Origin of the sequence: Campylobacter sp. BCW_4338, assembly GCF_001763255.1 — a bacterium.
Taxonomy (GTDB): domain Bacteria; phylum Campylobacterota; class Campylobacteria; order Campylobacterales; family Campylobacteraceae; genus Campylobacter_D; species Campylobacter_D jejuni.
Genome location: NZ_MJYJ01000052.1, coordinates 1 through 6,623 on the forward strand (window position 1 = coordinate 1; position 6,623 = coordinate 6,623).

Here is a 6,623-nt window from a genome sequence, read left to right on the forward strand (position 1 = left end):
CCTAAAAACACCCTATTCTCTTAAAAACCCTAAACAGCAACAAACTCTTTTTTAAACACAATTCTAAGCATCATCTAAAACAACAATAAAAATAAACATAGGATTTATATATAAAGTAAGCAATGAAGACATTTAACAAGTCCGCAATGAGCTACTTTCCCCCTGCCAGTAAGGCGTAGTATCATCACCCACGATGTGCTTAGCTTCTTGGTTCGGGATGGAGCAAGGCGTTTCCACATCTGTATAATCACGGACATTGTTATTTAAATATTCTTTGAAAGATTTAATTTATAAATAAAGCTTAATCTTTTATTTCTTTATTTTTTTCTTTATTCTCTTTCTTCTTTACTTATCTTTTATCTTTAATAAGTTTTTATATAGAATACTTAAAAAACAATGTTAAGAGCAAGTTCTAATACAAACTCTACTTGAAAGATTTTATTAGCTTAAAAACATAATGTTTATATAAATATTTCATATAAAACATTCAAAGCTTTCTTAAAAACCTTAACAAGGAAGTGATGCTTTATTAAAGATAAGCCAAACGCTCTATTAGTACTGGTCAGCTAAAGGACTTTCATCCATTACACACCCAGCCTATCAAACTAGTAGTCTTCTAGAGAGCTTAGAGAAGATTCATCTTAGAGTTGGCTTCACGCTTAGATGCTTTCAGCGTTTATCCTTTCCAAACTTAGCTACGCTGCGATGCTCTTGGCAGAACAACAGCTACACCAGTGGTTTGTTCAACCCGGTCCTCTCGTACTAGGGTCAAATCTCTTCAATCTTCTTACGCCCACGGCAGATAGGGACCGAACTGTCTCACGACGTTCTGAACCCAGCTCGCGTACCGCTTTAAATGGCGAACAGCCATACCCTTGGGACCTGCTCCAGCCCCAGGATGCGATGAGCCGACATCGAGGTGCCAAACCTCCCCGTCGATGTGAGCTCTTGGGGGAGATCAGCCTGTTATCCCCGGGGTACCTTTTATCCTTTGAGCGATGGCCCTTCCACACAGAACCACCGGATCACTAAGACCGACTTTCGTCTCTGCTTGACTTGTATGTCTTGCAGTTAAGCTGGCTTATACCTTTATACTCTACGAACGATTTCCAACCGTTCTGAGCCAACCTTTGTAAGCCTCCGTTATTATTTGGGAGGCGACCGCCCCAGTCAAACTACCCACCAGACATTGTCCCACTTGAGGATAACTCAAGCTGGTTAGCTACCCAAATAAGAAAGAGTGGTATCTCAACAACGGCTCATATACAACTGGCGTCATATACTCAAAGCCTCCCACCTATCCTGCACATTCTTATCCAAGTAGCAGTGTCAAGCTGTAGTAAAGGTCCACGGGGTCTTTCCGTCTTGCCGCGGGTAGGAGGAATTTTCACCTCCACTACAATTTCACTGGATCCCTCTTTGAGACAGCTCCCATCTCGTTACGCCATTCATGCAGGTCGGTATTTAACCGACAAGGAATTTCGCTACCTTAGGACCGTTATAGTTACGGCCGCCGTTTACTCGGGCTTCGATCAAGAGCTTCGCTAATGCTAACCCCATCAATTAACCTTCGAGCACCGGGCAGGCGTCACACCCTATACATCCTCTTACGAGTTAGCAGAGTGCTGTGTTTTTGGTAAACAGTCGGGAGGGACTCTTTGTTGTAAGTTTCCTTGCTTTCGGAGTAAATCCTAATACAAAGCTAACCACACCTTATACCGAAGATACGGTGCTATTTTGCAGAGTTCCTTAAAGAGAGTTCTTCCACGCGCCTTAGAATACTCATCCCACCCACCTGTGTCGGTTTACGGTACGGGCAACATTAGCTAAACTTAGAAACTTTTCTTGGCTCGACGGCATCAGGGGTTCTTCTATCCATCCGAAGACTTCAAAAAGCCTTTCAGTTCTCGGAGTATTGTTATACGGATTTGCCTGTATAACCTCCTACGACCTTAGACTAGCACTTCCATCCGCTAGCCCCCTTAGCCCTAAGCGTCCTTCCATCGCACACTAATGTTGGTATTGGAATATTAACCAATTTGCCATCGTCTACCCCTTTCGGACTCGACTTAGGACCCGACTAACCCTACGATGACGAGCATCGCGTAGGAAACCTTGGGTTTACGGCGTTAATGATTCTCACATTAATTATCGCTACTCATGCCTGCATGCTCACTTCTATTCGCTCCAGCACTCCTTACCGGTATACCTTCGACGCAAATAGAACGCTCTCCTACCACTTGCACACAACTTAAACTACTTAAACTTTAAACCAAGAATATTTTTACTGATTTTACTAAGCTTTATTTCTATCTTTACTCTATAAAAATCAGTAAAAATATAACTTAAAACATATAACTTAGTTTTTTTATATTCTAAACTTAAATAATCTAAGTTGTGTGCAAGTCTACAGCTTCGGTACTTACTTTAGCCCCGTTATATTTTCCGCGCAAAATCACTAGACCAGTGAGCTATTACGCTTTCTTTAAAGGATGGCTGCTTCTAAGCCAACCTCCTGGTTGTTTAAGTAACTTCACATCGTTTTCCACTTAAGTAAGATTTAGGGACCTTAGCTGGTAGTCTGGGTTGTTTCCCTCTTGACGACGGATTTTATCACTCGCCGCCTGACTGCTGTGATTACATATAAGGTATTCGGAGTTTGATAGGGTTTGGTACATTGGTGTATGCCCTAGCCCATTCAGTGCTCTACCCCCTTATATTACGACACAACGCTATACCTAAATATATTTCGGAGAGAACCAGCTATCACGAAGTTTGATTGGCCTTTCACCCCTATCCACAAGTCATCCCGGGGCTTTTCAACGCCTATGGGTTCAGTCCTCCACTAGTTCTTACACTAGCTTCAACTTGCTCATGGATAGATCACTTCGTTTCGGGTCTGCAGCATCTGACTAAGCGCCCTATTCAGACTCGCTTTCGCTACGGCTTCGCGTTTGCTTAACCTTGCCAGACACCACAACTCGCAGGCTCATTATGCAAAAGGCAGTCCATCACACTGTATTGCTACATAGTGCTCTGAATGATTGTAAGCAAATGGTTTCAGGTTCTATTTCACTCTGATCACCTCAGTTCTTTTCACCTTTCCCTCACGGTACTTGTGCACTATCGATCTGGTATTAGTATTTAGGGTTGGATCGTGGTCGACCCGGATTCAGACAGGATTCCTCGTGTCCCGCCCTACTCAGGATACTGCTAGCTAAGCTTTGTTTTTCGCATACGGGACTATCACCCTCTATGGCTATACTTTCCAGAATGTTCTGCTAAACTCAGCTCTTGCACATTGCAGTCCTACAACCCCCAGTGCAAGCACTGGGTTTGCCCTCTTGCGCTTTCGCTCGCCGCTACTGACGCAATCTCTATTGATTTCTTTTCCTGAGGGTACTAAGATGTTTCAATTCCCCTCGTTCGCTCCTATATAGGTAATGTATATCTCTATACATTGGGTTGCCCCATTCGGAAATCTACGGATCAAAGCTTCTTGACAACTCCCCGTAGCTTATCGCAGTCTAGTACGTCCTTCATCGCCTTTACCAGTCAAGGCATCCACCATTCGCTCTTAGTAGCTTACCTTTTGATGTTCTTTTAGCAGATGAGCAAAGCTCATCCTAAAGAACCAAAGCTAAAGGCCTACCCCGCCAACCTAAAAGATATTAGGCTTAAAACGAAATAAACTAAACATTCATTAAAAAATTAATGTAGATAAAGCTTCAATTCTTAATCGCTAAAAAAACAATTTGCATAAAAGTTAGATATAACCTAACTTCTACCTTTTTTATTGATTCTAAAACGCATCACTTCCTTGTTAAAGTTTTTATGATAAGACTTCTTTATCTTAAGACGGAAAGCATTCAAACACTTAATATAAAACTAAATGATTTAGTCTCAACTAAGCTGTGAGTTTGAAACTTGTCTTTAATTTATAATCCTTAAATCTAATATTCTCTTTATTCATAGAAATAAAGACAGCTAAAAGTTAAGTTAAACTAAAGAAAAGATAAATAGGTTTTATCCTTTAACAAGTCCTGTAAAATTGTTTTTATTAAAACTTGCTTGTGACTCTTAACAATGATAATTAAAAAGAACATTTAGGTTTAAAACCTAAAGGAAGTATATATATTAACATAATCATTATAAATATAAATACATAATGTATATGTTATTTATATCTATTAAAGTATATTCTTTTATAGCTAAAGATAAAAATAAATCTAAGTATTTAGAGTTTATATTTTATATTTAATCTACTTTATATACTTGCTTTAGATTTTAAAGCTTCTTTATTCAAATCTTTTTTATGGTGGGCCTAACAAGACTTGAACTTGTGACCTCACCCTTATCAGGGGTGCACTCTAACCAGCTGAGCTATAGGCCCTTAATAAATGGTGGAGAATAGCGGGATCGAACCGCTGACCTCCTGCGTGCAAAGCAGGCGCTCTCCCAGCTGAGCTAATTCCCCATAAACAATTAGCTTTATCATCAATCTTTGAAATCTAAACAAGAATCAATTGAGTTTATATATTTGAAGTAATAGTTGTGAGACTTATTACTTTGTACTCTAGAAAGGAGGTGATCCAACCGCAGGTTCTCCTACGGTTACCTTGTTACGACTTCACCCCAGTCGCTGATTCCACTGTGGACGGTAACTAGTTTAGTATTCCGGCTTCGAGTGAAATCAACTCCCATGGTGTGACGGGCGGTGAGTACAAGACCCGGGAACGTATTCACCGTAGCATGGCTGATCTACGATTACTAGCGATTCCGGCTTCATGCTCTCGAGTTGCAGAGAACAATCCGAACTGGGACATATTTTATAGATTTGCTCCACCTCGCGGTATTGCGTCTCATTGTATATGCCATTGTAGCACGTGTGTCGCCCTGGGCATAAGGGCCATGATGACTTGACGTCGTCCACACCTTCCTCCTCCTTACGAAGGCAGTCTATTTAGAGTGCTCGGCCGAACCGTTAGCAACTAAATACGTGGGTTGCGCTCGTTGCGGGACTTAACCCAACATCTCACGACACGAGCTGACGACAGCCGTGCAGCACCTGTCTCTAAGTTCTAGCAAGCTAGCACCCTCATATCTCTATAAGGTTCTTAGGATATCAAGCCCAGGTAAGGTTCTTCGCGTATCTTCGAATTAAACCACATGCTCCACCGCTTGTGCGGGTCCCCGTCTATTCCTTTGAGTTTTAATCTTGCGACCGTACTCCCCAGGCGGTACACTTAATGCGTTAGCTGCATTACTGAGATGACTAGCATCCCAACAACTAGTGTACATCGTTTAGGGCGTGGACTACCAGGGTATCTAATCCTGTTTGCTCCCCACGCTTTCGCGCCTTAGCGTCAGTTGAGTTCCAGCAGATCGCCTTCGCAATGGGTATTCTTGGTGATATCTACGGATTTTACCCCTACACCACCAATTCCATCTGCCTCTCCCTCACTCTAGACTATCAGTTTCCCAAGCAGTTTAATGGTTAAGCCATTAGATTTCACAAGAGACTTGATAATCCGCCTACGCGCCCTTTACGCCCAGTGATTCCGAGTAACGCTTGCACCCTCCGTATTACCGCGGCTGCTGGCACGGAGTTAGCCGGTGCTTATTCCTTAGGTACCGTCAGAATTCTTCCCCAAGAAAAGGAGTTTACGCTCCGAAAAGTGTCATCCTCCACGCGGCGTTGCTGCGTCAGGGTTTCCCCCATTGCGCAATATTCCCTACTGCTGCCTCCCGTAGGAGTCTGGACCGTGTCTCAGTTCCAGTGTGACTGATCATCCTCTCAGACCAGTTAAGCGTCATAGCCTTGGTAAGCCATTACCTTACCAACTAGCTGATACTATATAGTCTCATCCTACACCGAAAAACTTTCCCTACTCAACTTGTGTTAAGCAGGAGTATAGAGTATTAGCAGTCGTTTCCAACTGTTGTCCTCTTGTGTAGGGCAGATTAACTATACCTTACTCACCCGTGCGCCACTAATCCACTTCTAGCAAGCTAGAAGCTTCATCGTTCGACTTGCATGTATTAGGCACGCCGCCAGCGTTCACTCTGAGCCAGGATCAAACTCTCCATAAAAATTATAGATAGTTTAATCTTTTTCTTCAAAGAAAAAGTTATAAAAGATTAAAAGAAAAGCTTTTAATCTTTTTAAATTAGATTGAATAGATTTTACATAATTACTTATGCCTAAATCTTTCTGGCTCAATCGATCACTTATTTAGATTTCAAAGATTGACTAATAAGATTTGAATAACAATACTAAGTTAAAAGAACAAAACAAAAAATCATTTTTAAAAGAAAAGTTTTTAAATTAAAAACAAGATTTATAAAAAAGCTTTTTAGTTTTAAATTAAAAAATTAAGAAAGTTAAAAACTCAAATAATTTAAAAACTTAAAAAATCTAAAATAAAGTTAATTTATAAAATCTACTCAGTTAGTGAAACTTTATAATTTAAAAGATTTTAAGTCCTTTTTTTCAAAAAAGGAAATGAAAGTATAACCAATTAAACTTAAAAGGGGATTAAATAAAGGATTAAATAATATAAATATTTGTGTAAGTATTTATATAAGTATTTGGTGGGTTAAAAAATGGGGGCTATATTTTA

General features: G+C 40.6%; 2 tRNA genes and 3 rRNA genes. All 5 read right to left on the reverse strand.

From position 1 onward, the window contains the following. Positions 1–138: 138 nt before the first annotated feature. Positions 139–255 (reverse strand): 5S ribosomal RNA (rrf, locus tag AJN69_RS05495). A gap of 276 nt (positions 256–531) precedes the next feature. Continuing rightward, positions 532–3,591 (reverse strand): 23S ribosomal RNA (locus AJN69_RS05500). A 725-nt stretch (positions 3,592–4,316) separates the two neighbouring features. After that, positions 4,317–4,393: transfer RNA gene (locus AJN69_RS05505), tRNA-Ile, on the reverse strand. Between the two features lie 8 nt (positions 4,394–4,401). Then, a tRNA-Ala gene (locus tag AJN69_RS05510) sits at positions 4,402–4,477 on the reverse strand. Between the two features lie 103 nt (positions 4,478–4,580). After that, positions 4,581–6,093: ribosomal RNA gene (locus tag AJN69_RS05515) — 16S ribosomal RNA — on the reverse strand. Together the 16S, 23S and 5S rRNA genes with 2 tRNA genes alongside form the textbook arrangement of a ribosomal RNA operon. Positions 6,094–6,623: the final 530 nt, after the last annotated feature.